This window comes from Paenibacillus sp. EB106-05-06-XG162 (genome assembly GCF_058791655.1).
The window spans coordinates 159,152-185,216 of sequence record NZ_JBYTDT010000011.1 but is presented as its reverse complement, the minus strand read 5'-3'; the positions used below and the strand labels follow the sequence as shown (position 1 = coordinate 185,216).

Here is a 26,065-nt window from a genome sequence, read left to right as displayed (position 1 = left end):
TCGTTTCACTTTATTTACCTCATTGAAAAAATGTTTCTTATAAGAAATCGATAGACCATCCCTTATAATGATTTCCGATATTCTTGGGGCGAGGACCCCGTCATCTTCCGAAAAAATGTCGTGAAATACGACTGCGAATCGAACCCCACCTTCACGGCGATCTCATGCAGCTTCAGATGTGGATTCTCCATCATTCGGATGGCTGCCGCAAGCTTCGTCTCTTGAATGTACTCCAGTAGATTGCGACCCGTAATCTGCTTGTAGTAACGTGATAAATACGATGGGTTTAGATGCACCTGTTCTGCTATCGCTGTCAAAGATAGGTCTCCATGCAGGTAGTCATGAATATATTGATGGATTTGATCTATTAATAATTGCTTGAATTCCTCTTGCTTCATACCCGTTCCGTTATCATATGAGCTTAAGAGGGCCAGGGAATGTTCATAATCAACAATGATCATCTTCTGTCCTAATTGAATCCTTCTGCGAATCAACGCGGTTACTTCTTCCACCTGGGTATGCAGATGTTCCCACCGCTCTAGCAAATTACCAGAGATTCCAAAAGAAATCGTGACATCAAATAGCTGCTCATATTCGTTTTGAACAAGCTCTAAGATGCCTCGGATATAAGAGACGATATTGTTCCCATTCAGTCGGTTGTCCGATCCTCTATCCTTCATATGATCGGTTAACAGCTCATCCGGCTGCAGAAGCCACACCAATACATTACCTTCTTGAATTACATATTCTCGGGTCATGGCGATCGGCAAGTGACGATCAACAAGACGTGCGGCAGACTCCAGAAGCTTGAGCTTCGATCCTTCAAATGAATCGAATTGCCCGACAAGGAAATAAGCAGGGCGATCCGTATCCAGTCGAAAATCAATCTCCGCATAACGCTCATTCGTTAATAACGTGGGCAGTGGTTCGTCTTGCAGAACCCTTTCGAGCAGTTCTTTTTTCAACAGGGATTCGGCCATCTGGAAGTGCATTTGCGCCTTTTCCTGCTGCTGCCGATTACGCTGCTCTTCCTCAAGCTTGGCGATGGCCCCTTTCACCGCATCAAAGATCGGTTCAATCCCCTCCGTTTTCAAAATGTAGTTATCGACATTTTTGCGGATCGCTTCATAGACATAATTAAATTCGCTATAACCGGTTAAGAAAATAATTCGGCAGGAAGGCCAGTAATAGACGATATCGTCCAGAAGTTGCAGCCCGTTTTTCTGTGGCATGCGAATATCACTTACGAGAATATCCAGTTTTGTCCGCTTGGCAATGTCCAATGCTTCACTCGCCGAATATGCCTTGCAAATATCAAGCTCAAAATCCACCCGTTCCTGGAACAGTTGCACCAGTCCATTCACGATGCCAGGTTCGTCATCTACGATTAAAATTCTATACATGGTTAAATCCCCTCTCTTTCTCATTCTCGATATGAATTCTCAGTTCTGCACGTAATCCACCGTATGGACTACGAGATACAAACAGACCGCTGTCTTCGCCATATTTCAATTGAAGCCGATTATTCACATTAATCAGTCCTGTCTTCTCCATTTGCCTTGTGCCGTCCCTTAACTTTTCTTCTAATTGCTCTATCACCTCATCGGATACGAGACGACCGTTATCATCGACCGAAATACGTACCATCTCATCCGCAACATCTGCAGCGATATAGAGCACGCCGCTCACCATGCCGTCTTCAAAAGCGTGCTCGAAAATATTCTCAACCAGCGGTTGAATGATTAAGCGCGGCACAGCTATCGTCTTCGCATGATTCGAGATGTCTTCATACTCATAATGAATCCGGTTAGAGAAGCGAATACATTGAATTTCACAATAGTCGAGGGCATGCTGATATTCCTTATACAGTGGTACCTCGTCCGACCCGCTCCGCGTAATGTACTGATAGTAGCTTCCTAGCTTCTGAGAGAGCTCAGCCGCACTGTCGGAATCGCCTACTTTACACATCATATAAATGTTAAAAAAGCTGTTATATAGAAAATGAGGATTGATCTGCGATTGAAGCTGCTTGAGCTCCGATTGCTGAATCGCAATCTTCTGCTCATAATTCTCCTCGATCGATCGTTTCAATCGAAGCGCCATACGGTTAAAGCTATGGAATAAATAATGGAACTCGTCCCTAGATTTCGATGCGATGACGAGATTGAGATTATCCGTCTCCATCATCTGGAAGGCCTTGGTGAGCTTGGATAGCGGCCGATGGATCATGAAGTTCACGGAGTAGGCGTAGAGTAAGAGCATGATGATCGCAATCACGAACAACGCATAGAACCAGAAGCTGAACTGGCTTAGCGGACGGGTGATCTCATTGTGATTCACGTACATAATCAGCGATAGATTAAGAGAGCTCACTTGATTGACTGTGGTGAAATAGCTTGTCCCGCCGATCCGAATCACTCGAGATGGATTCGTATTCGTATGGCTTCCTGCATCTAGCGCATCCAGCAATGGGCCAATCACATGCGGATCCTCCCCCGTCGTCAACACGCTGCCCAATGCCTTGCTCCCGAGGAAGACTTCCGACTCTTGATAGAGCGTCGTAATCTGATGCAGCGCTTCTTGCAATCGTTCGACGGAAATCTCGATGTATGAGATGATGCCCGAGTTATTTTCGCTCTCGATGAAGAAGAGGCGCCCATCCTGCTGATAGAACGATGGCCTCGGAGTACGCTGTACCAGCGCGGCGATAAACTCCGATTCATAGTTCGGTACATCCGAGACGCCGTTCTGACTTGAGATCGTCTTGTTAATCTCTTTGACGTAGACACCTGCATTCACCACGAATTCACTGGAGTATTGGATCGCAGACAAGCGATCCTTCGTCTGGCTGATTAACTCAATAAGCGCATATCCCTCCAAACGGCTCCCCTGGAAGCTGAGCTTCTGGAGTTCCTTATCATTGAAAAATTGCAGCTGCTGGTTGCGGACAAAGTACAGTTCCTTGTCCAATTGCTTGGCATAGAAGGACGCGCCAGCGACGGCGGAATCGGTGATCGCGTTCTTCGTGAAGGACATGCCTTTGTAATTCACCCAGATATTCATCGCGACCAACGGAATAATGAAGGCAATGAAAACGATTACAATTTTCTGATATACAAACCACCTCGTGCCTCCGGCTTGAATCTTCATGGCGTCATCCTGCTTTCTTGTGATTTCAGATTTCGATTTGACTTTTCACTAAATTTACCACTACTTCTTCACGATGATCAATGGCTAAACGTATGGAATTCCCGACCTCACGGCTTTAATTATTGGTTGACACTTCCGGTGAAGCGTTTTATAATTTTCACAACAAAACACACATTAAAACAATTAAATACACAGAAATATCTTGCATTACCTACTCATTTTCTTGGAAAAGAGGGCGATACGTATGGGAGACATTTGTAAACATGTATTTGTCATCGGACTCGATGGCGCAGGAAATTTCATTAAAGATACACCAACTCCGAACATTCATGGACTATTGCAGCAAGGGGCACTAACCTATCAAGCGCAGACCGTCTTCCCTTCGATCAGCGCACAGTGCTGGGGATCTATGTTCCATGGTGTTGAACCCGATCAACATCAATTGAGCAACGACATCGCATCAGATACGAGATTTCCGGAAGATAGCGCCTACCCTTCCTTCATGAAGCTCATCCGGCAGCAATACCCGGATGCGAAATTAGCGGCATTCTCAGAATGGTCCCCAATTAATCACGGGATCATCGAGCAATCTTGCCAGTTTGAGGATCTCTCGATTAGATGCCCAGAATTAATCACAACAGCTGCTGATTATATCCGTAATAACCCCGATGTGAAGTGCCTGTATGTCCAGATCGATAATCCCGATAGTGCTGGGCATGAGTTCGGCTATGGCAATCACGTACCGGAGTATTTGGCGAAAATTACTGAAGTGGATGAGTATGTTGGCATATTATTCGAAGCCATTCGTGACGCCGGCATTCTCGAAGAAAGCCTCATCATTATTACAAGCGACCATGGCGGCGGCGGCGATCATCCACGCAGTCACGGCAGTGATCATCCGATGGACATGACGATATTCTGGGGCTGTTATGGCAAGGCGGTAGCTTCAGGCGTTAAAATTACAGATGCCGTATCGATCAAAGATACTGCACATGTCGTTGCGTATGCACTTGGCATCGAGCCTTGTCCGACTTGGAGCGGCAAAGTGCCTGAAGGTATTTTTACAACAGCGGTTGTAGCGGAATAATGGATAAGCGACGAAGCCAATTATCTTCATGACGATTGGCCTCCGCATCCGTTAGTCGAGTGATATCCCCCACCTAAGCTTTCTGTACAATTACTTTCATTTTTTTACTTCGAAACGTAATTAGCCCCTGCACTCCAAAAGAAGTGCAGGGGCTTCATAACACTTACGATTTCACTTTCTACTCACTGCAGACCCGCTCCGACTCCAGCACGAAGGATTGCTCCCCATGGCGAAGCTGTACAGAGTGTCCTTTAATCAATCGATACGTTGTCTGCTCCACTGTTACCGATACCTCAATGATCCGGCCATGGAACATCACTCGGAACGTATAGCTCGTCCAAGCCGATGGAATGGTTGGATTAAACGAAATGACCTCATCGTCATGTCGCATCCCAGCAAACCCGTTCACAATCGTCAGCCAGCTGCCTGCCATCGATGCGGAGTGAATGCCGTCCTTCACGTTGTTATGATAGTCGTCGAGGTCCATTCGAGCCGATTGCATGAAGTATTGGTAGGCCTTCTCGATCTCGCCAAGCTCCGCACCGACGATCGCATAGATGCTCGCAGATAACGAAGAGTCATGCGTCGTTAACGGCTCGTAGTACTTATAATTGACAACCTTCTCCTCGCGCGTGAAGCGATGGCCTTGAAGATACATCGCGAGCACGAGGTCGGCTTGCTTCAATACTTGGTATTTGTAGATGACCATCGGGTGGAAGTGCAGCAGCAGCGGATACTTCTCACGCGGTGTATTCGCGAAGTCCCACGGCGCCTTCTCCAGGAAGCTATCGTCTTGCCCGATCAGCTGGCCAACGCGGTGAATATACATACGATCTGCCATTGCAGTCCATGCTTCAAGTTCGCGCTCGTCCAGCTCATATCTCGCGCTCACGTCTTGCCAAGCCGCCGTCTGCTCCAGCTTACGGAGCGACTTCACAGTGAATTCGAATTGATCCTTCACCATCAGGTTCGTGTACGCATTGTTGTTCACCATCGCCGTATATTCGTCCGGTCCGGTTACACCATTGATGCAGAAGCCTTTGCCTTCGATCCAATCACCCGCGTCCGCGAAGAAGCGGCAAGTCTCGACGAGAATATCCAATCCTTCCTGAAGGAGGTAATCTTCATCCCGTGTCACTTCCGCATACTTCTTCACCGCATAAGCAATGTCCGCATTAATATGCAGCTGTGCGGAGCCCGCCGGATAATACGGCGACGTCTCTTCGCCGTCAATCGTTCTCCACGCGTAGAGCGCGCCCTCGTATCCGAGCTCGGCCGCTCTTGCTTTGGCCTTCGGCAGGATCGAATGGCGGTACTTCAGCAGCTGACGCGAAATTTCGGGACGATTATATAGGAAGAAAGGCAGGATGTACGTCTCCGTATCCCAGAAATAATGGCCTTCATAGCCTTCGCCGGTTATCCCCTTCGCCCCGATGTTCGTCTTCCCGTCGCGTCCGACTGATTGGAAGAGATGATACGCATTGAAGCGAAGCCCTTGCTGCAGGAGCGCGTCGCCTTCCACCGATACGTCGGCGACTTGCCAGAAATCAGCTAAAATCTCTGCTTGGCGTTCGCGGAACCAGTCGTATCCCTTCGCCTTCGCATCCGTTAGCGCCTCGACGGCCATCGGCCAGAGCTCAGCTTCTTCATAATCCTTCGAGGAGAAGTACGCGATGAATTTGTCCAGCACAATCGACTGATCTGGCGCCGCTTCGCAGTCATAGCGAAGTTCGATCAATTGTTCTTGCTGAATGCATGTCGCTTCACTCGCGACATTCAATTCGTGATTCATCGCCGAGATTAAAGCGAATTTCGTGTTCTTCGTCCGTTGCGCCGTGCCGTGAATCGTGCCTTCCTCGCGCAGCTCCTCGGTCTGGAGCACTTGCCCCGCAAAGCCGGATCCTGTCCGCGGATCACCCATCGTCACTTGATTCGTCACTTCCCCATTGAGTGTCGAGACGAATGCAATCCGTGCCGCAGCATTCCGGACCTTCACTTCATAACGAATCAGTGCCAGATGCTTGTTCGCGAAGGAAGCCATTCGCACAATGCGCAGCTCGACCTGCTTCCCTTGCGCAGTCTCCCACACGATCTCACGCGTCATGACGCCCTGCTTCATATGCAATTGACGCTTGTAATCGATGACCTTCGATTGCAGTACGTCGAATTTCTCGCCGTCGACCCAGAGGCTGATGCCTTTTGCGTCGGCGACATTGAGCATCGTCTGACGGTTCTTCGCATAACCGAATGCCTCTTCCCCGTATTGGATCGGCGTCGAATCGTAGAATCCGTTCAAGTACGTTCCGTTCAAGGAGAAGCCTACGGGGCCGCTGTATCCTTCTTCGGCGTTCCCCCGCATGCCGATATAGCCGTTCGCCACCGCGAATACCGTCTCGCAGCGCTGATTATGCGCCAGATTTACTTCTGTCTCCGTAATCGTCCACGGTTCTTGTGGAAATATGATTTTTCCTTGATGCATGTTGTCGCCCACCTCTCTTAAATACCCCCACAAACTTATACATTCAGAAAAAAAGAGCCCGGATCGGCTCTTCCCTTCCTATCCTATTCGCCTAATGTCTGTAAGAAAGACCAAGACAATGATCCCGTTGATGGCAAAACGACATCTGCGCCGGATGGCTTCAAGACCTGCTCTTCACCGATACCAACAGCGACCATCTGCGCCGATTTAATCGCTTCAACACCTGCCTGAGCATCCTCGATGCCTACGCAGAACGCCGGATTGACGCCTACCGCTTCCGCACCGCGCAAGAAGATGTCCGGTGCCGGCTTGCCCTGTGCGACTTCATCTGGATTCACAATATAATCAAATAAGTCCGTAAGTTCTAACGAATTCAGGATTTGAGGCGCATTCTTGCTCGCAGATGCGATCACCGTCCGAACGTCTGCAGCACGAAGCTCCAATAGAAGCTCGCGAATGCCCGGATAGACATCCTTCGGCGACACGTTTACGAGCAGCTTCACGTATTCGTTATTTTTTTGCGTAGCTAGGGCAATCTTCTCTTCCGCCGACAAATCGTTCGCACGGTTGCCATGACGCAAAATCCGCTCGAGCGATTCCATGCGGCTGACGCCTTTTAACTGTTCATTAAATTCTTCATCAATCTCGATATCTAATTGTGCAGCAAGCTGCTTCCATGCGACATAATGATATTCAGCCGTATCTGTAATAACGCCATCCAAGTCGAACAAGACAGCTTTAATGATCATTGCATTTCCTCTCCCTTGGGTTCAATCCCCTCTGTCTATTGGTGTAGCACCTGCTTACCCTTTCATCGCGGAAGAAATCGAAATTCCTTCAATAAAGTATTTCTGTGCCACGAAGAATACGATGAGGACTGGCAGCATAATGAGAATCGTCGCGGCCATCAGCATGTTCCACTCGATGTTGTACAAGCCTTTGAACATCGACAGTCCTAGTGCTAGCGTATATTTCTCTGTTGAGTTCAAGTAGATCAACGGCCCTTGGAAATCATTCCATACGCCCATAAAGGTGAAAATTCCAACCGCAACAAGAGGCGGCTTGGATAGTGGCAGCATGACCTTCATGAAGATCTGCCAACGATTGGCGCCGTCCATAAATGCAGCTTCGTCTAAATCTCTTGGTATCCCGCGCATAAACTGACGAATCAAGAAAATATTAAATGCGCCGCCGCCAAAGAAAGATGGAATAATTAACGGCCAGAACGTATCTACCCAGCCGACTTCTTTGAACATAATGAACATCGGAATCATCGTCACTTGTCCTGGCAGCATCATCGTCGCGAGCAGCACGAGGAACAACCAACGTTTTCCTTTGAACTTAAAGCGGGCGAACCCATATGCACAGAGTGCAGATGAGAATACTGTACCGATCAGAACCGGAACCAGAACAATCAATGTATTCTTCAAAAATGTGAAGAACGGAATGGCATTCACCGCATCGCTGTAGTTGCTCCATTTCCATACTTCAGGAAAGAAATTGTCACCGAATACTTCCCCAGGTGTCTTCAGTGAAGTCGACACGGTCCAGAGCAGTGGGACAAGTACAATCAAAGAACCGCCGATTAAGATAACAAGCGCGACCAGCTTCGCGATATTTTTTTTGAGTGACGTCTGTATATTCATGGCTTTACCCCCTCAATCCTTATCATCATCGCCATTGTAATAGACCCAAGCCGAAGAGGTGCGAATTACAATGAGGGTGAAGATCAAAATAATGGCGAACAGAATCCACGACAAGGCTGAAGCGTATCCCATTTCATAAGTTTTGAATGCCTTGTTATACAAGAACAGATTGTAGAATAAGGTTGAATTTAGCGGTCCGCCATTCGTCATGACGAAGGCTTGCGTGAAATATTGAAAACCACCGATAATCCCCATAATGAGGTTGAAGAAGATCGTGGGAGATATCATAGGAATAGTGACACTAAAGAACCGGCGCACAATACCTGCTCCATCCAATTGCGCTGCCTCGTACAGTTCTTCCGGAACGCCTTGCAAACCTGACAAATAAATAATAATGGTATTACCGATACCCCAAATCCCCATGACGATCAATGCGCTCAGCGCGTATTTAGGATCTTGCAGCCAAGCTGGGCCTTCGATGCCTACCAAGCTTAACGCTTTGTTCAATATGCCATATTCCGGGTTCAGAATCATGATCCACATCATGGATACGGCAACCGCTGGAATGACCGACGGCATAAAGAAGATCAAACGGAAGAAATTCATCCCTTTCGTCCGCATATTCAACATCATCGCAACAAGCAGAGAAATAATCTGATACAAAGGAACGGATACAAGTGCAAAGATAAATGTAACCTTCAAGGATGTATAGAATAGTTCATCTTTAAAAATATTCACGAAATTGTCCAAGCCGACAAATTCAATCGAACCAATACCTGTAATAATATCCCATTTACTGAACGACAAGATGAGAGAGAAAATCATCGGTCCAATCGTAAATAGCAATAGTCCTAGAAACCATGGAAGGATAAATAAATATCCGGCTTTTTCTGAACGGGATTTGTGTTTCATAGAGACCTCCTTGAATCTATAGAGAGTGAAGCTAGATGTATCTAGCTTCACTCTCATACAATGCCTTACTTCGTAATCTTGCTGTCAACGTTCTTCGCTGCTTCATTCAACGCATCTTTGACGGAGGATTGGTCAAGCAAAATTTTCTCCATCGCTTTGTTGAACTCTTCTACGAATACAGAACCATTGGAAGATACCATCGTTACTGGTTTTTTCGCGAAAGCCATCATGTCGATGATCGGCTTGTCTTTTACTTCGGTTTTCTTCACTTCTTCAAGTTCGTTCACGGTCGCTGGAAGAACCAATCCTTTTTCGGAACGCAATACTTGTGCTTCTTTACCGGACAACCATTTTACGAGCTCATAAGCTTCTTGTTTGTGCTTGCTGTTCGCGTTAATTGCCCAGCCAGCTGCTGCAATGATACCGCCGCGCTCGCCGTCAGCGCCTTTAGGAATCAAGCTTGTGCCATAGTCTACTTTGGAACGATCCAAGTCATATTTCACCCAACGGCCTGTTACCATCATAGCCAATTTGTCTGTCATGAACATCGATCCGTCGCCGCCGAGCGTCTCCGCATCTTGAGGCGTTGGCGATACTTTATCTGCACCCTTGGACATCGCTACGTATTTCTCCATAGCCGCAATTGTCTTATCGCTGTTCATGAAGCCTTCTGCTTTGGTACCGTCTTCATTGGAAATCGATGTACCGTTTGACCACAAGTAAGTGAAGATTGGATATTCCCATTTCGTTGCGTTAAATCCAAATTGCTTGATTTTGCCTTTGTCATCCTTCAACGTAAGCTTCTTCGCTGCTTCATTCAAATCGTTCCATGTCCAGTTCTCGTTCGGATATTCCATGCCTGCTGCATCGAACAATTTCTTGTTATACCAGAGAGACAATGGATTAAAGTCTTTTGGCAAGTAATATGTTTTGCCATTGATATGTCCCATATCGAGTAGATCTTTTTGGAACATACTCGTATCGAAGGATTTGTCTGCTTCAAGATAAGAATCAAGCGGTTCAACAACGCCTTTATCGACATATTTGTAGTAGTCGCCTTCACCAATCAGGAATACGTCCGGCGCTTGTCCCGCTGCAAGAGATGTCGTTAACTTCGTGCCATAACCATCCCCTGGAACCGGCTCGAACTTCACTTCAATGTTCGGATGGGACTTATTAAATTCTTCCGTTAGCTTCACTTCCGGGCCAGCCGATGCGACATCGCCCCATACGGTGAATTTCAATTGTACTTTTTCTTGGTCAGCAGTGCCGGATTGGCTCTCATTTTTTGTCTCACTGCTGCCGCTCGAGCAAGCGGATAATACGAGTGTTGCCATCATCGTTACTACCAGTAGAATTGCCCATTTTTTCATTGTAAAGACCTCCCTGATTTTTTAGAATTGCAAGTTAAGCTCTTTATGAAACTTGATTGTACTACCATGAATGATGAGTTCCAACTCTTGCTCGCTTGTAGTCGTAATATGCACCGCATTCTGCGATACCTGTACTTCCAGACGAGCACCTTGCCAATACAATGGGAACTTGAATCCTGTCCATGTCTGCGGCAATTTCGGATTCAGGTGCAATCGGCCATCCAGCATGCGGACGCCTGCAAATCCCATTACGATACATTCCCAAATACCGCCAATCGATGCAGAGTGAATCCCTGCGTCCGATGAATGCATGTTCGGACCAAGATCAATCTCCGTCGCACGACGGAATAGATCGTAAGCTAGATCTATATCTCCAAAGTCGCCAGCCAGAATGCTATGTGTCGACAAGGATAACGAAGAATCATGCAAAGTCTTAGGCTCGTAGTAGTCATAATTCGCACGCTTCACTTCCGGCGAGAATTTATTCTCGAGCAAGAAGAATAGCATCATGGTATCCGCTTGCTTGGACACTTGCAACTTGCAGACCTGATCCAAGCTATAATCCAGGAATAAGCTTCCAACTTTCTTCTGCTTCTTATACTTTGTCAAATCAATCGTTTCAAGCGTTAGATACGTATCATCCTGCGGTACGATATTGTTCTCGTTCGGCGCCGGCAAATAGATCTGACCGATTCTATCCGTCCATACGACATATGCTGCTGCGAGACCTAATCTCTCTTCTAAGGATGCGAGCAATTCCGGACGGGATGCCTTTAGTTCCTCATAGTACGCAATCGCCAATTCCATATTGAAATGCGCCATGTAGTTCGTGAATGCGTTGTTGTCGACATGCTCCTTGTACTCATCCGGACCAATCACTTCATTAATATGGTATCTAGATGCCACCTCATCCCACTCTAAGCGGCTCGCCCAGAAGGTAGCCGTATCGAATAACATCTCATACCCATAGCGGTCCATGAAATCTTGATCGCCTGTTGCCTTATAGTAATGCCATACCGCATAAGCGATATCTGACGTAATGTGCTGTTCAATAAATCCGGACCAGATCTTCGTCTGCAGGCCTGTTACGATATCAACTGCGCCCCAGACCGGCGTCACTTCGCCATCCGTCGGCCATGCAGCTTCCCACGGATACATCGCGCCTTCGTATCCATTTTCTTTGGCCTTGCGTCTTGCGCCTTCCAGACCCAAGTAACGGAATTCGAGCAGCGAGCGTGCGATTTCAGGATGCGTGTAGATGTAGAACGGAAGGATGAAGATTTCTGTGTCCCAGAACGAATGGCCTTTGTACCCTTCGCCGCTCAACCCTTTTGCCCCGATTCCCATTCGGTTATCATGTGCTGGCGTCATCACAACAAGGTGATAAATCGCAAAGCGAATGGCAAGTAGATCAAATGGCTGCTCCGTTTCAATCTCAATCTCATACTGCTTCCATACTTGGTCCCATGCTTGCTTGTGTTGTTCGAATAATGCATCATAACCTAACGCATCCGCTTGCTTCAATTGATTTAGTGCTTCTTCACGCATGACAGGGAGCTCTTGACCTTCGAACGCTTTATCCCGACTCGTATGCACGCTGCTGATTTTCTCCATCACCAGTGTCTCACCGCTACCGATCCTGCATGAATACTCCATTGCAATTTTACGTCGATCAATATCCATCTTCGGTGTCAATTCAACCAACTTACCATTCAACGTAAATTGATGACTTGCATGAACAACGAAGTCAACTTTTGATTCGGTCGTTGTCTGTAATAGCTGCAAGTATTTCTTGTCAAAAATCCGTTTCTCGCCCTCATGGAAATGTTGGCTTCCCGTATTCGATAACTGAGCATTGATGCCTGAACGAACCGTAAAGTCGATCTCGCCATTCAATGGCGTCACTTCTAATTTCATTCCGATCAGATGGACTTGATCCAGCGATACGAACCGGCGGAATGTATATCGGATTTGCTTGCCTTCCGGGCTCTCCCAGACAAATGATCTTACGAGTTCCGCATGCCGCAGGTCGAGTACACGGGAATATTCTTGCGTACTGCCTTGTTCTAAGGAGAACTGTCTGCCATCGACGAACAGCTCTAATCTGGTTACATCAGCTGCATTCGGAAGTTCTGTAACTTCGTTCTCATCGAACTTGTTGAACGTTCCATTAACGAATAAGTTACGAGTCTCTCCGAGATAAGGCTCTTCTGTCGCTGATCTCAGTCCCATATACCCATTTCCTAGCGACATGATCGATTCACATTTCCCTAGAAGCAACGGTTCAAATTTCTCTTCGCTAAAAGCCCAGTTTTTCAAGGATTCTGTTAATGTCTTGTTGTAATTAAGCATATAAACCTCCTACCCCGAAAACGATTTCGATTTAACCCTTAAAAAACGAAAACGATTTCGGTGTAGTCAAAAAAATAATGTACTGTTTCTCGAAAACGTTTTCATAGGGATTATAGCACTCGAAAGTTTTGGGTGTCAATATTTTGTTTAAATTTTATTGTTTCTTAGAATAAGCAGTGAAGGGGCAGCGATACGATCTGCCAGTGCCCCCAGAATAACTACGATAAGATGACGTCGGGAAACCCATCTTAACTCAATTACTACAGGACCGCTTCAACGATAGCATCGTTGAACGAATACGTCTTCCCATTCCAATCGACTTGAATATTCCATTGCGATTCATTCTTCACGTTCAGTGTCAACTGTCCTTGATCCACACGAATCTTAATATCGATCCATGCATCACCGACACGAACGCGGTTCAATTGAATGTCTTTGCCCTGCCAAGCGGTCGGAATCTTCGGAGCGATCGTTACCTTGCGGCGATGCGCTTCCGGTTGAACCCCGATCATGTGTCCGATTGTCGGCACCATCATGGCGTAGACCGTCCAAGCCTGTACGGCGCAGCCATAATCCGGGGACATCTCATTCATCGAACCAGGCAATACGCGAGAGAAGGATTGATTCATCCGCAGCAATAAATCGAGTGCTGCATCGATATCGCCGTACATCGCTTCGGCTACGGCGTGGACACCCGTACTAATGGTCATCGTGCCCTGCTGGAATGTGCCCGACAGATATGAACCGTAAGGTCCGATAAAGTCTGCGTTGCGCATATGGTGGATGGCACTCTCGCCTTTGGCGCGATCCGCAATCCCGGCTTCCATCGGCGTGGAGATTACCCAGTTCTTATTGATTAACCAACCTTGATCGACGGTCTCATCCTGGACGCGTACCAGTTGGTGCTCTAGATATTCGCGATAGCCTTGAATGCCGTTCTGCTCCGCCATGCCGATCAGGAATTCGACCTTCGGAAGAACATCCCGCTTCGCTGCTACCGCATCGGCATAAAGCTGCTGTTCTTCGCTCCAGAAGGTTGTATTGATGGCTTCGACGGCACGTTCAGCCAATGTTGTGTACTGTGCTGCACGTTCCTGTTCTCCGAGCTCGCGGCTCATCTGAACGAGCGATTGCATCGCTTTAGCCGTATACACGGCAGAATCGATCAGCTCCATATTGAGCCCTGCGATCTCAATGATGCCATAGCCTGACGGGAAGAGATCGCCGTCCGGATCCATCTCATGCAAGAGCCAGTCCATCCCTTGCACGCAATAGGCGTAATGTTCCTCAAGGAATGTACGATCGCCAGTCCAGCGATACATATCCCATACCATGCTGATATAGTGCGCTGTTTCTTGCGTGTTCCCCGGGTTCGAGACCGCGCCCATCGTCGTAATCTCATGCACGACTCGGCCATTGCCGTTCTGCTTCTTCGAGCTGTCGAGCAGAATACGCATCGTATCCTTCGCTAACTCATGATCCCCAATCGCGAGTACGCCTTGCAAGGAATACGAATTATCGCAACCGAACCACCAAGGATAATGCGGGCTGCCCGCCGTTAATCCGCGCCCGATGCCATCGACTTGTTGAACAAGCCACTGATTGTTCCATTTCACCCATGTGAAAATATCGCTGAATGCCGACTCGCCTTCAATCTTCAACTCCGCACGCTCACGGATCGCGTCGTACGTCGCTTTCTTCTCCGCGAGCAGGCGCTCATGATCACGCACAAGTGTCTCATAGGTCGCCTCGCACTCCTGCTTCGAAGCATACGAACCCGCCACGAAGAGATGGAAGGATAGACGCGCACCCGCTTCGAGCGTCATCGTCGTCTCGAACTTCATGCCGCAGCCTTGACCGCTCGTGAATTCCGGCCCGAATAACGATTCACCGATCTCGTAGTCCTCACCCGGCAAGCTCGTCCCAATCATCGCATGCCATTCATGATCGCAATCCTTCGCATGCATCACACGATTCGTACGCGCTTCCACCACGTCCTTCGCGCCGTCCAGAATGCCGATCTCATCCGAGAACCAGACCGGACGCAAATCTGTACGAGCTAATAGTTCCAACTTCAGGCGCGTAGGACGATCTGCGTAATTATGCAGGTCGTAGCGAACGACTAAGCCTTTCTCGTGTTCCGGCGCGAATTGCTCGCGTTCGATCGCAACCGGAATATGCCCCAGACCGTGATCGTAGCGGAATCCGTTGCCCCACGGGTAAGTTATATATTCATCGGACTTCGACCATACGGAAATATTACGGTCCAGATCGGTTACCCGAAGCCAGAATCCGTCTAACAACTTAATGGGATGCAGCCATATGCCTCCCATTTCGTTCGCAACATGATGCCCGAAATCCGGGAAATAACCATCTTGCGTTCCAATCGCTTTTACATACTCACCTGCCGTCAGGTATACATTAAACGGATGTTTACTCTTTACGGCCTGCGTCGATGATAATTGACTATTGCTGTTATACATAGCTCGACCAACTCTCCTTACAACTCCAAGGTACATTCTCTAAACTATGATTCTGCGCCTTCGTTCGAAAACGTTTTCGATTATCGTCAAAAAAAGAAATGTTTTCGAGATTCAATAAAAAATGAATACATGAAAGCATTTGCACAATGATTATAGTTCTTTGATTGTCTCTCTGTCAACTATTTTGAAAGGCATCATAATATGCCGGCCTTTCTCCTCTTTCTCTAAAATATGAATGACCTGTTCGCAGGCTTGATAGGCAAGCTTATGGAAATTCTGACGCACAGTCGACAGCTTCGGCGTCGTATAACTCGATAATACAATATCATCGAAACCAAGAATCGAAATATCCTCTGGAATCCGTACACCGATCTCGCGGCACCGATTCATGAAACCAATCGCCATCAGATCACTCGCGAAGAAGATCGCTGTGACATCACGATGCTCCTGCAAGTAAGAATCTGCTAGCTCGTAGGCCGATTCTTCCGAATAGTCCGAATTGACAACGATCGCAGTATCGAAAACGATGCCTTGTTCGGATAGAGCTGCCTTATACCCCTCTAGACGTTGACGGCTGACGACCGCGAATTCATGGCCGTTAATCATGCCGATCTTCCGGTGATTTTTCGAGATCAAAAACTCGACAGCCATCTTAGCCGCACCCACATTGTCCGTAGATACCGAGCCAGTATGTTCGCTAGCCAGATCCGTATCGAGGACGACGCACGGGAAATCGCTATTTACGATTTCTTGGAAATAAGGGTCCGTTGTCTTCAATCCAGTGACGACTGCACCCGCTATTTTATGGTCTTTGCAAAATTTCCAATACGATATATTCTGCTGCTCAGACAAGCTGCGTGTGTAGATCACAACCTCATACTTGAAATCTACAGCAGCTGCGTAAATTCCACTCATAATCTGGAATAAGACGCCATCCTTGCCGTTAGCGCGTTCGAAGTTCGAGAAAATCAATGCGATGGACTTCGTTACTTTTTGTTTTAAGTTCTTCGCTAGCATATTCGGCGTGTATTTGAGCTCTTCAGCTACTTTTAACACTTTGCGCCGTGTGTCCTCATTGACATCCGAGTAGCCGTTTAACGTTTTCGATACAACTGTGACGGATACATTAGCCGCTTTAGCTACATCTTTAATTGTTACCATCCATTTCCCACCACCGTATCCATACTCTCACAAACAATAGCAAGTCCTTATATATGTGTCAAGCAGGTTACGGCTGAACAGCACGATAGGGGAGATACGATTCCCCCCTATTGCATCTTCTCCGCTATCCAATTGTCCCTCTGAGTACTCAGCTTGAGGCAGGAGAAGGAATTGCTGTATCGTCTTCCGTTAGAGCAGGTGGCTTATTCCACACGGTACTTGGGATTTCCCGCCTCAGCACAGGAAGCACTTCCTCGGCAAAACGATGCAGCTGTTCCTCTTGCTCCGATTCTGTCAATCCATCGACGCTGATGCTCAGCACCTGATGGCCAAAGGCCTCGTGATAATGCAGAATTTTCTCAATGACCTGCTCCGGGCTCCCGATCAGCGCCGGACCATTCGCGATGATATCTTCCAGATTTATGAAAGGCGATTGATTATGCTTCGACGATTCCGTTACGCTGAATGCATTGTAGTAGGGTCGATACCGCCGGATGGCTTCCTCGCCAGTGGTACCGAGATATAGACTGCCTGAGCCCGCACCGACGACGGCTTGAGACGGATCATGCCCATAAAAGGCTAGCCGCTCGCGGTAATGATCAATCAATGCTTTGTATTTGGCCTGCGGATGGAACGAATTTGAGGAGAAAATCGGCTCTCCGAACTGGGCCGCTAGCTCCGTCGAGAGCGTGCTGGAGGCGCTGCCGTGCCATACGGGGATCGATTTCTGGTAAGGTCGCGGATAGGTCGTCACATGCTCAATCGGCGGACGGTAACGGCCTTCCCAAGTGACGCCTTCTTCCGTCCACAACCTTTTCAGCAGCCGATAGCGTTCAGCCATGGATTCCCACTGCTCCTCCTCGTTGATCCCGAAGAGCGGATAGTGCCGCGGATCATTGCCTTTCCCGATGATCATTTCCAGCCGGCCTCCCGAGAGATGATCCAGCGTCGCATAATCCTCTGCAACCCGTACCGGATCGAGCACGCTCAGCACCGTCACCGTGGTCAACAAGCGAATGCGTGAGGTCTGGGCTGCAATCGCGGTCAATACGACCGGCGGCGACGAGGACAGAAATGGCGCCCCGTGTCTCTCGCCTACCCCATAAGCATCGAACCCTAACTTTTCCGCAAGAACGGCTTGGCGGATGACGTTCCTGAATTTTTGCTGCGCTGTCCATGATTCTCCTGTCACGGCATTCGGGAGATTCATCATCAAGCTAAATAATGCAACCTTCATGATCCTGAGCCCCCTTTCGAACGAAACTGATCAATCAGTCTATCGGTTCCTGTCTGTCTTGATTCCGAAACACGGCTTCGCGTTCCAGCTCTAGGGTCAGTTCGCTGATGGAGGCGTCAATACGCTCCTTCAGCTCTTCGGTCAGTTCAAATCCCCCATGCTCCGTGCGGCTAATCCATTGGTCGACTGCATACACACCGCTAAGAATATTCGTTCCTCCTAACGCGGCAACAACCGGCTTCAGGGCATAATCAATAGCCAGCAAATGAGCAATCGTCCCGCCAATAAAGAGCGGCAGCACCACTTTTCCTTGGAACCCTTTCTGCGGGACAAGGTCAAGAATGGTCTTCAACGCGCCCGAATACGAAGCCTTGTAGACGGGGCTGGCGATAATAACAGCGTCCGCCTGCGATATCGTTGCAAGCGCCTGCTGAATGGACGGGCTGTTAAAATTCGCGTGGAGCAGATCCTCTGCCGGAAGCTCGGCAGCCGAGATCACATCGACGTCAAAGCCAGACAACGCGAGATGATCCGTGGCGTATTGCGTCAATCCGAATAATCTCGATCCGTTCGTAGGACTTCCTGCAATCAAAACGATTTTGCTCATCTTCATCCTCCTTAGGTTTGCATAACTATGCTAGGAGCGAACTTCTTCCGCTTCGGCTCTGGCCTTCGTATACCGGTTCTCTGGCACGGATAAGCCCAGATTCCCTCGTAGCGTGTCGCTCTCGTATTCCGTTCTGAAAATTCCGCGCTCCTGTAAGATCGGCACCACTTGCTCCACGAAATCCTCCAGTCCGCGCGGCACGGCAGCGGCTAACATGAACCCGTCGGCTGCGCCCGCTTCGAACCATTCCTGCACGCGGTCCGCGACCTGCTCAGCTGTTCCGATGAAGCTGCTGCGCGGCGTTGCCGACTGTAGGGCTACTTGTCTCAGCGTCAACCCTTTCTCCTTCGCGTCCTTCTTGATTTTGTCCGTACCACTCTGGAAGCTGTTCTTGCCCAGATCCCCGAGTTCCGGGAACGGTTCATCCAGCGGATACTGCGAGAAGTCATGATGCTCGAAGAAACGTCCCAAATAATTGAGCGCATTCTCGATCGTGACGAGGCTCGCCACCTCTTGGTATTTGCGTTCCGCCTCTTCCTCCGTGCTGCCGATAATCGGTCCGATTCCAGGGAAGATCAACACATCATCTGGATTGCGACCGAAGCTGGCAGCACGGGCTTTCACATCCTGCGCGAACCGAATGGCTTCCTCCAGGTTTTCGGCGCCAGTGAAGATGGCATCAGCTTCCTTCGCAGCATAATTTCTGCCGACTTCTGAGGCTCCTGCTTGGAAAATAACCGGACCACCTTGCTTCGAACGGGCAATATTAAGCGGTCCTTTTACCGAGAAGAACTCGCCTTCATGACTCAGCGTATGCACTTTCTCAGGGTCAAAGAAAATCCCCTTCTCCTTGTCGCGGACAAAAGCATCGTCCTCCCAGGAATCCCACAGCCCCCGTGTCACCTCAAGATATTCCGTCGCGATCTTGTACCGCTTATCATGCTCTGGATGCTCCTTCTTCCCGTAATTCAGAGCAGAGCCCTCGAGCGGGGAAGTTACCACGTTCCAGCCGGCGCGTCCACCGCTGAGAACATCCAAAGAACCGAACTGACGGGCGACCGTAAACGGTTCGCTGTACGAAGTCGACAAGGTGCCGACCAGACCGATATGCTTGCTGACCGAAGCCAGCGCACTTAATAGCGTGAGCGGCTCGAACCGGTTCAGAAAGTGGGGAATGGACTTCTCGTTAATATACAATCCGTCCGCAATGAAGATGAGGTCCAGCTTGCCTTGCTCCGCTTTATGCACCCAGCTCTTGTAGATCTCGAAATTAACGCTTGCCCCCGGATCCACATCCGGATGCCTCCATAGGGAGGTCCCTCCACCGACGCCATGCAGAAGCGCCCCGAGCTTTAACTGTTTTTTCTTTGCCATGATTCCATCCTCCTTATCTGAAATGCTCCAGATTAACATCAATTGTGATCTATACTGCGACGGCAGCCTGTTTCGTCCTTTCAATTTGTCCGAGATGACCTTGGACATGCCGGATAAAGCCTTGAATGATCGTCTTAATACTAACCGTCTCGCCTTTGAAATTAACGCCCGTCTTCTCCAGCTCCTCATCGCTTAACCGTTCAATGAGCAGGCTGTTGTATTCCAAGATCGCGTGAAAAGCATCCAAAATATCCGACAATTGACCCCGGTTCGAATGCTGACCGCTAACCCAAGCATCCTGCCCAAAAGCCGGAAGCTGCGCCGATGTGCCGGCGAGAATATCCCTAATCCGGAACGAGATCACGAAGCTGTGATCCACAAGATGGGATACCACCTCCTGCACGCTCCATGCCTCCGGCGATGGCTTCCATTTCAGCTGTTCCTCGCTCAGTCCTTGGACGGCATTCACCAGCTGACCATGGGTATTTAATAAGGCTTCTAAATTGATCTCGCTCATTTCCTTCTCCTCCTTATGACAAGTTTGGTGCAGACACGGCCTGCTGTGTAAAACGTGAGAGCGCGAATGGGCGAACATCCAGTTGCGGCGCTTCATCCAATGCAAGCTGCGAGCATATTTCCCCTACGATGCTCGAAAATTTAAATCCATGGCCCGAGAACCCTCCGGCCACAAGGATATGTGAATATTGCGGGTGCCGGTCAATGATGAAGTCTTCGTCGGGCGTCAGCTCGTATTTGCACACCGCGCCTTGGACCAACCTACCCGCTGCACCGGGCATATACCTCAGCAGTGCGCCGCGCAGATCTTCTTCATCCTCTGTCAGGCTGCCGAATGGAAAGACCGGATCGCCCGGCTTCCAATCGAGTCCGGTATCATGGCGGCCGATCTTGAGTCCGGCACCACCAATGTCCGGAAAGCCGTAATAGATGCCCTCCTTCGTATGCAGCGTAAATCCGGGGAATCGTCCGGCATGAAAATCGGAGCCGCTCGTCTCGAACCATCCGACGACTTTGCGGACGGCTCGGATGGGAAGCGTGATGAACGGCGCCAACGTGCCGAACCACGCACCCGCCGTCAGAATTAACTTCGCCCCGTAGTAATCGGCATCCCGTGTATGAACCACGACGCTGTCTTGCTGGGCCGTAATCCCGCTAACCGTGGTATACGTCAACAATTCTGCACCGTGTCTTAACGCTAACGCTTTATATGCATCGATGCAGGCTTCGCTGCGTAAGTATCCGGCAGCAGGCTCATACATCGCTTCGAAATGGTCGGGAAGCTGAATCCCCTTCCAGCGGTTCTGTATTTCGTTCGCATTCAGCCACTCCGTAAGAACGCCTCGCTTCGCGGCTTTTGGTGTACGTTCCTTCAAAGAATAGAGCGCCGGGTCCGTTATGTTCAGGACGCCGGACTGAATTAGCAACTGCCTTTCCGTCTGTAATTCCAGTTCATTCCACAGCTGATGGGCGCGTACCGCCATGTCTGTGTAGACAGCATGACCGCCGTAAGCATGCCGGATCAATCGCGGCTCCCCGTGATGGCTGCCCTCCCGGTGTGGCGGATCAAAGGCGTCAATGAGCAGTGTTCGTACGCCTTGCTTGGCAAGATGATATCCAGCGCTCATGCCCATGGAGCCCGCCCCGACAATGATGACGTCATAACTTTTCGCAGATGTTATGGCTGTTCACCTCCGCCAGCCCCAAGCTGCTTCAGAGCACGTTCCGCAAGCTCCGTGAAGAATCGGATGCTGATGGGAATTGCAGCTTCATCCAGCGTAAAAGCGGGGTGATGCCATTCCTGCGTCCCTGCCGTGCCCATAAAGACGAATAATCCCGGAATGTCCCGTTGATAGACGGCGAAATCCTCACCCGCAGGCGAAGGCATAGGCACCACCGCCTTGAGCCCGGCGGCAGCCGCCGCTTCATTGCCGAGCTGCGCAAGCGCATCGTCATTATTCACCGGAGGCGGGCCTTCAATCCAACGTACACCGCCGCTGGTGCCAAAAGCCGTCGTGACTCCTTCCACCACTTGGCTGAACCGTTCCAGCACCTGCTGACGTACCTGCTCGTCAAAGGTTCGAACCGTTCCTTCCAGCACAGCTTTATCGGGAATGACGTTCCATGCCGTGCCGCTGTGGAGCTGGGTTACACTGATGACAGCACTTTGCAGGGCACTCACGTTCCGGCTCACGATCGACTGCAGCGCCGTAATGACATGGGCCGCGGTGACGATCGGGTCTAGTCCCGCTTCCGGTACCGCGGCATGCGAGCCTTTGCCCTCGATCTCTACGCGGAAGCCGTCTGCCGCCGCCATGAGCGGACCGCTCTTAATACCTACCGTTCCGACAGCAAGATCCGGTTTGTTATGCATCCCGAAGATCGCCTGCACACCTTCAAGTGCACCGCTGTCGATGACTTGTCTCGCCCCTTTGGCTCGCTCCTCAGCAGGCTGGAAGATGAGCCGAACCGTTCCTTCAAGCTCGCCTTCCCTTGCTTTCAAAGCATAAGCCGAACCGATCAAGGATGCGGTATGGAAATCATGCCCGCAGGCATGCATTTTTCCAGGAATCTTCGAAACAAAATCAAGGTCCGTCTCTTCCTGAATCGGCAGCGCATCGATATCCGCACGCAGCGCAATCACAGGTCCCGGACGGAGTCCTCCGACTTCAGCAATGATGCCGGTTGCCAAGGGATAGTCGAGAACTCGGATATCCGCCTCCTCAAGCCATCCGCGGATCGATCTCGTCGTCTCGAATTCCTCGTTCGACAGCTCTGGATATTGATGCAGATGGCGGCGAATTTGAATGAATTTTGCTTCGTCAATGCCATATATGGACTCTAGTTGATGACCAGACAACCCATCACCCTCCTTCGCATATTTGATAAGCCGCTATGCCTACACCTCAGCTACCGTGCCGCTAAGTGCCTCACTTAGTAGCTCGAACGAGCGGAGACGTTTATCGAACGGAGCAATGTTGCTCGTCACAATAAATTCCTCTACGCCGGATGCTTTATGCAGCGCCTCGAACTTCTCACGAACCATCGCCTTCGTTCCCTTGGTGATAAATGGTTCCAGCTCTTCGATCGTATACTCTTCATTTGCTTGCCGTCCGAACTCCTCCGCCTGCTCGCGTGTTCCGAGCGTGAGCGTCTTCCCACTGGCAAGGTGAATCTTCACTAGCTTTTGAGATCCGACAAGGCTTGCTGCCTCTTCCTCGGTATCGGCAACGGCCACCGCTAGCGCGATAATCGCCTGCGGCTGTGTGTCGTGCGCTCCATTGAAGCGATTGCGATAGCTGCGGATGGCTTCCAATGCCACCGCCTCATCTCCGTTGATAAATAAGGAGAAGACGTATGGTAGCCCCAAATCAGCCGCTATCTCTGCACTCCCAACGCTAGCGCCCAATACGTATAGTTCAGGTGGAACCTCCGGCGAAGGAGATGCCTTCAATCCGATCAACGGATGATCGGCCGGAAGACGATGATGCACATACTGATCTAGCTCCGCGATTTTATCCGTCAGTGATGCCGGATCAGAACCCCCGCGCTGCAGCGCTTGTGTGCTGCGGGGCAGCCCGCCCGGTGCGCGTCCGATGCCTAGATCGATGCGTCCCGGCGCCAAGGATGCCAGCACGTTAAAGTTCTCAGCCACCTTATAGGGGCTGTAATGCTGAAGCATAACGCCGCCGGAGCCGATACGGATCTTCTCCGTTCTAGCCAGCAGGTAGGAGATCAGCACCTCCGGCGATGATCCTGCCAGCAGCTCCGAATCGTGATGTTCGGATACCCAGAAGCGCCGAAATCCAAGCTGCTCTGACTTTTGTGCCAGCTGGACCGTATGCGCCAGCGCCTCTGCGGCCGTCTCCCCCGGATAGATTGGACTTTGATCAAGAACGCTGATTGTAATGGTCATACCCTATGCCTCCTAAATACTATAGTTAAGTTCCGGGGTAATCCGTTTCAAGAACTGCTTCGTCCGTTCTTCCTGCGGATTATTGAACAGCTCCACAGGCGTCCCCTCCTCGACAATGACGCCCCCATCCATGAACACCACATGATTCGCCACATCTCGTGCAAATCCCATCTCATGGGTGACTACGATCATCGTGATGCCTTCCTTCGCAATTTTACGAATAACCGCTAATACTTCGCCGACCAGCTCCGGATCGAGCGCCGATGTCGGCTCATCGAATAGAATCACTTCCGGCTCAAGCGCGAGCGCCCGGGCAATACCCACACGCTGCTGCTGCCCGCCAGAGAGCTGACTTGGGTAAGCTTCCAATTTGCTGCCAAGCCCCACCTTCTCGAGCAGTGCAATACTCCGCGTCTTCGCCTCCTCCTTCGACAGCTTCTTCACAACCACAAGTCCTTCCATGACGTTCCCAAGCGCTGTTTTATGTTTGAACAGATTATATTGCTGGAACACCATCGCTGATTTCTGCCGGAGCTGGTAAATGTCTTTCTTACTCGCGTGCTTGCAGTTCAATCGGTAATCGCCAATGACGATCTCGCCGTCATTTGGCTTCTCCAAATAGTTCACGCAGCGCAGCAGCGTCGTTTTGCCGGAACCGCTAGGGCCCAGAATGACGACCACCTCGCCTTTCTGCACGGTTAAATCAATCTTATTCAGCACCTGGTGGCGTCCGAACGATTTCGATATATTCGTTAGTTGGATCATGCAACTCCACCTCGATTGTACAAATTGATTCGTTTCTCGATGACAGCGGTAATCCGTTCGATCAGGAGCGTCAATCCCCAGAAAATGACGGCCGCCGCCATATATGCCTCGAAAAACTTCCAGTTAGTCGACGCCACAATCTGCGCCTTCGCGTTAATATCTACGACCGATACGGTAAAAACAAGCGTAGAACCGTGCAGCATCCCAATGACCGAATTGGACAAGTTCGGCAGGCTGACTGCCAAGGCTTGCGGGAAGACGATTCGGCGCAACGCCTGCGACGTTGTCATCCCCACCGAATAGGCCGCTTCCAGCTGACCCCGATTGACAGCGAGCAGTCCGGAGCGAATGACCTCCGCCATATAGGCGCCCGCCGTGAGCGAGAACGAGATAAAAGCGAAGCCAATCATCGGAATCGACGAGGATTTGAAGCCCCATCCGAACTGCGCGGACATGGCATCCACCAGCATCGGAAGCCCGAAATAAATCAGCAGTAAATGCGTTAGCATCGGCGTTCCGCGAATGAAAGTCACATAACCCGCCGCAATCTGGCTCAGCACTGGGATTTTATAAATCCGCAGCAGCGCGGTAATTAACCCAATAATAAAGCCTATGGTGACCGATACGGCCGTAATCACCAATGTCGTAGGAATTGCTGACAGCAGCTGGATCAGCGCCGTCCAGATAAAGGATGGATCCAGTTTCATACTTCTGTTCCTCCTTTTCCGGCATCCACGCTGGCAACCATGCGGCGATACGAACTTTTCCGCTCAAGCCGAAATCTTCGATGTCCTGTGGAATCCGTTTCTTCATGTCTTAACAAGCGTCGTTCCGCAATGAGAAGCAGCTTCTCGAGCGTTATGCTAACGACGAGGTAAATCAATGCAAGCGAGATATAAGCTTCGATAAAATGCTGCGTGAGCGATCCAAGCGTCTGCGCCTTGCCCGTCATCTCCATCACGCCAAGTGAGAAGGCAAGTGACGTATCCTTCAGCAGCGCGATGACCAGATTCGAGAACACCGGCACCGCGATCGCCATCGCCTGCGGTAGCACAATTCGGGTAAAAGCCTGATAGCTCGTCATGCCTACAGCATAGGCCGCTTCCACTTGTCCGCGATCCACCGCCGTCACTGATGCCCGTATCGTCTCCGACATAAATGCGCCGGTATGAAGACCGTATGTGATGATGACGAACACCAGCACCGGGGCTTTTGAAATATCAAGATGCACCAACTTTAAGATTTCAGGCAACCCGTAATAGAACAGGAACAGCTGGATCAAGATCGGCGTCCCGCGGAAAAAAGAAACGTATATTCTAGCCAGCGTGTTCAGCACCGGAATCCGGTATAGACGGGGAAGGGCGATGAGAAATCCCACGACAATCCCCACCAGTAGCGAACCTCCCACGATCAGCAAAGTCATGCCCAGCGTCGATAGCAGCTTCGGTAAGTAGCCAAACACATACGTCATATCAAACGGGGCTCCCATGAGCTTCCTCCTCCCCTTT

21 protein-coding genes are annotated in these 26,065 nt (G+C 49.9%); 1 reads left to right on the top strand and 20 read right to left on the bottom strand.

What is annotated here, in order from left to right; all coding sequences use genetic code 11:
- Window positions 1–62: 62 nt before the first annotated feature.
- Window positions 63–1,403 carry a helix-turn-helix domain-containing protein gene (locus tag AC3WU2_RS21605; protein ID WP_492457096.1) on the bottom strand — a complete coding sequence of 447 codons (1,341 nt, stop codon included), beginning with the start codon at window positions 1,401–1,403 and terminating at the stop codon, window positions 63–65.
- On the bottom strand, window positions 1,396–3,150 hold the full coding sequence (locus AC3WU2_RS21600; RefSeq protein ID WP_492457095.1) for a sensor histidine kinase: 1,755 nt from the start codon (window positions 3,148–3,150) through the stop codon (window positions 1,396–1,398). The genes AC3WU2_RS21605 and AC3WU2_RS21600 overlap by 8 nt, the downstream gene beginning before the upstream one ends.
- A gap of 244 nt (window positions 3,151–3,394) precedes the next feature.
- Between AC3WU2_RS21600 and AC3WU2_RS21595 the strand changes: the two genes are divergently transcribed.
- Window positions 3,395–4,237, top strand: a complete 843-nt coding sequence (locus tag AC3WU2_RS21595) for an alkaline phosphatase family protein (protein ID WP_492457094.1) — start codon at window positions 3,395–3,397, stop codon at window positions 4,235–4,237.
- Between the two features lie 178 nt (window positions 4,238–4,415).
- Here AC3WU2_RS21595 and AC3WU2_RS21590 read toward each other — a convergent pair whose 3' ends face one another.
- The 18 genes from AC3WU2_RS21590 to AC3WU2_RS21505 form a co-directional block, all read right to left on the bottom strand.
- Window positions 4,416–6,716, bottom strand: a complete 2,301-nt coding sequence (locus AC3WU2_RS21590) for a glycoside hydrolase family 65 protein (protein ID WP_492457093.1) — start codon at window positions 6,714–6,716, stop codon at window positions 4,416–4,418.
- Between the two features lie 83 nt (window positions 6,717–6,799).
- Window positions 6,800–7,465 (bottom strand): beta-phosphoglucomutase, encoded by a 666-nt coding sequence (gene pgmB / locus AC3WU2_RS21585; RefSeq protein WP_492457092.1) that lies wholly within the window; start codon window positions 7,463–7,465, stop codon window positions 6,800–6,802.
- A 54-nt stretch (window positions 7,466–7,519) separates the two neighbouring features.
- Complete coding sequence (locus AC3WU2_RS21580; RefSeq protein WP_018757688.1) at window positions 7,520–8,362, bottom strand: carbohydrate ABC transporter permease; 843 nt, start codon at window positions 8,360–8,362, stop codon at window positions 7,520–7,522.
- A 12-nt stretch (window positions 8,363–8,374) separates the two neighbouring features.
- The gene (locus AC3WU2_RS21575) at window positions 8,375–9,274 is read right to left on the bottom strand and encodes a carbohydrate ABC transporter permease (RefSeq protein WP_018757687.1); all 900 of its coding nucleotides are present in this window, start codon (window positions 9,272–9,274) and stop codon (window positions 8,375–8,377) included.
- A 65-nt stretch (window positions 9,275–9,339) separates the two neighbouring features.
- Entirely contained in the window at window positions 9,340–10,647 is a 1,308-nt protein-coding gene (locus AC3WU2_RS21570; protein WP_492457091.1) for an ABC transporter substrate-binding protein, read from the bottom strand.
- A gap of 21 nt (window positions 10,648–10,668) precedes the next feature.
- A complete protein-coding gene (locus tag AC3WU2_RS21565; protein WP_492457090.1) occupies window positions 10,669–12,999 on the bottom strand; it encodes a glycoside hydrolase family 65 protein in 2,331 nt (776 codons plus the stop codon).
- A 260-nt stretch (window positions 13,000–13,259) separates the two neighbouring features.
- Entirely contained in the window at window positions 13,260–15,482 is a 2,223-nt protein-coding gene (locus AC3WU2_RS21560) for an alpha-L-rhamnosidase-related protein (RefSeq protein WP_492457089.1), read from the bottom strand.
- Between the two features lie 150 nt (window positions 15,483–15,632).
- Window positions 15,633–16,643, bottom strand: a complete 1,011-nt coding sequence (locus AC3WU2_RS21555; RefSeq protein ID WP_492457088.1) for a LacI family DNA-binding transcriptional regulator — start codon at window positions 16,641–16,643, stop codon at window positions 15,633–15,635.
- Between the two features lie 148 nt (window positions 16,644–16,791).
- On the bottom strand, window positions 16,792–17,880 hold the full coding sequence (locus tag AC3WU2_RS21550; protein ID WP_492457087.1) for an LLM class flavin-dependent oxidoreductase: 1,089 nt from the start codon (window positions 17,878–17,880) through the stop codon (window positions 16,792–16,794).
- A gap of 34 nt (window positions 17,881–17,914) precedes the next feature.
- On the bottom strand, window positions 17,915–18,487 hold the full coding sequence (ssuE, locus tag AC3WU2_RS21545) for an NADPH-dependent FMN reductase (RefSeq protein WP_492457086.1): 573 nt from the start codon (window positions 18,485–18,487) through the stop codon (window positions 17,915–17,917).
- A 30-nt stretch (window positions 18,488–18,517) separates the two neighbouring features.
- On the bottom strand, window positions 18,518–19,861 hold the full coding sequence (locus tag AC3WU2_RS21540; protein ID WP_492457085.1) for an LLM class flavin-dependent oxidoreductase: 1,344 nt from the start codon (window positions 19,859–19,861) through the stop codon (window positions 18,518–18,520).
- A 49-nt stretch (window positions 19,862–19,910) separates the two neighbouring features.
- Window positions 19,911–20,378: a DinB family protein gene (locus tag AC3WU2_RS21535; protein WP_492457084.1), complete on the bottom strand. Its 468-nt coding sequence runs from the start codon at window positions 20,376–20,378 to the stop codon at window positions 19,911–19,913.
- Window positions 20,379–20,391: 13 nt separating this feature from the next.
- Entirely contained in the window at window positions 20,392–21,558 is a 1,167-nt protein-coding gene (gene solA, locus AC3WU2_RS21530; protein WP_492457105.1) for an N-methyl-L-tryptophan oxidase, read from the bottom strand.
- A complete protein-coding gene (locus AC3WU2_RS21525) occupies window positions 21,555–22,736 on the bottom strand; it encodes an amidohydrolase (protein WP_492457083.1) in 1,182 nt (393 codons plus the stop codon). Before AC3WU2_RS21525 ends, solA begins: the two co-directional genes overlap by 4 nt.
- A 39-nt stretch (window positions 22,737–22,775) precedes the next feature.
- On the bottom strand, window positions 22,776–23,792 hold the full coding sequence (locus AC3WU2_RS21520) for an LLM class flavin-dependent oxidoreductase (protein ID WP_492457082.1): 1,017 nt from the start codon (window positions 23,790–23,792) through the stop codon (window positions 22,776–22,778).
- A gap of 12 nt (window positions 23,793–23,804) precedes the next feature.
- Window positions 23,805–24,557: an amino acid ABC transporter ATP-binding protein gene (locus tag AC3WU2_RS21515; RefSeq protein WP_492457081.1), complete on the bottom strand. Its 753-nt coding sequence runs from the start codon at window positions 24,555–24,557 to the stop codon at window positions 23,805–23,807.
- Window positions 24,554–25,264, bottom strand: a complete 711-nt coding sequence (locus AC3WU2_RS21510; protein WP_492457080.1) for an amino acid ABC transporter permease — start codon at window positions 25,262–25,264, stop codon at window positions 24,554–24,556. The genes AC3WU2_RS21515 and AC3WU2_RS21510 overlap by 4 nt, the downstream gene beginning before the upstream one ends.
- Window positions 25,261–26,046, bottom strand: coding sequence for an amino acid ABC transporter permease (locus AC3WU2_RS21505; protein ID WP_492457079.1), 786 nt, complete (start codon window positions 26,044–26,046; stop codon window positions 25,261–25,263). Before AC3WU2_RS21505 ends, AC3WU2_RS21510 begins: the two co-directional genes overlap by 4 nt.
- Window positions 26,047–26,065: the final 19 nt, after the last annotated feature.